Annotated in this window: 1 protein-coding gene; it reads left to right on the forward strand. The window is 79.1% G+C overall.

From position 1 onward, the window contains the following. Positions 1-336: 336 nt before the first annotated feature. The coding region (locus ACFV0O_RS40110; protein ID WP_380349576.1) for a lysophospholipid acyltransferase family protein at positions 337-1,106 on the forward strand (770 nt) is incomplete at its 3' end.

The raw sequence follows: 1,106 nt of genomic DNA on the forward strand, positions 1-1,106 counted from the left end.
GCCGCGCGGCCCCCCCCCCCTCGTGGGGCCCCCCCGCGCGCCCCCCGGGGCGGGGGGCGGCCCCCGGGTGTGCGGCTCACCCCCCCCCCCCCCGCCCACCACCCGGTCCCGTGAGAGGCGTCCGGAGAGTCCGCCCGCACCGCGGGGACCCACCCGCCGCCCGGCGCTCCCCCACCGAAAGGCCCGCGCATGCCACCGATTCCCGCCGCCGCCCCGGACGCCCCCGCTCCGGACATCCCCGCTCCGGACATCCCCGGGCCGGGCACCTCCGGGCCGCGGCCCACCCGGCAGCCCGCACGGCGGCCCACGCCCCGGCTCGGGCCGGCCTACCGCTTCGTGGCCACCGTCGGCGGTCTGGCCTGCCGCCTGGCCGGCCGCCCGGACTGGCGGGGCACCGAGCACTTCCCCCGGCAGGGCGGCTACATCACGGCCGTCAACCACAACTCGGTCTTCGACCCGTTCGTCTACGGGTACTTCCAGTACCGCACCGGCCTGCCGCCCAGGTTCCTGATCAAGTCCTCGCTGTTCACGCGGCCGCTCGTCGGCCCGCTCCTGCGGGCGGCCGGGCAGATACCGGTGGAGCGTGCGAGCAGCCGGGCGGCGCAGGCCCTGGACGGGGCGCGCGAGGCGCTCGCGCGCGGCGAGTGCGTGGCGATCTACCCGGAGGGCACCCTCACCCGGGATCCCGACCTGTGGCCTGGGCCGGGAAAGACGGGCGCCGCCCGCCTGGCACTGATGACGCGGGCACCGGTCGTCCCGGTGGCGCAGTGGGGCGCCCACCGCGTCGTCCCGCCGTACGGCCTCGGCGGACGACGGGTCAGGCTCCGGCCCCGGCCCACCTTCGTGGTGGCGGTCGGCCCACCGGTCGACCTCTCCGACCTCTACGACCTCGAACCCACCGCCGCGGTCCTGCACGAAGCAAGCGCGCGGATCATGGCGGCGATCACCGCCGTCCTGGAGGACATCCGCGGCGAACGGCACCCCGGCCACCCGGGCGCGGGGGGGGGCCCCCGCCCCCCCCCCCCCCCCCGCCGGGCGCCCCGGCGCCCCCCCCCCCCCCCCGGGGGGGTTAAAACAATACCCACCCCCCCGAACCACAGCGAGGG

Origin of the sequence: Kitasatospora sp. NPDC059577, from assembly GCF_042735475.1 — a bacterium.
GTDB lineage: Bacteria > Actinomycetota > Actinomycetes > Streptomycetales > Streptomycetaceae > Kitasatospora.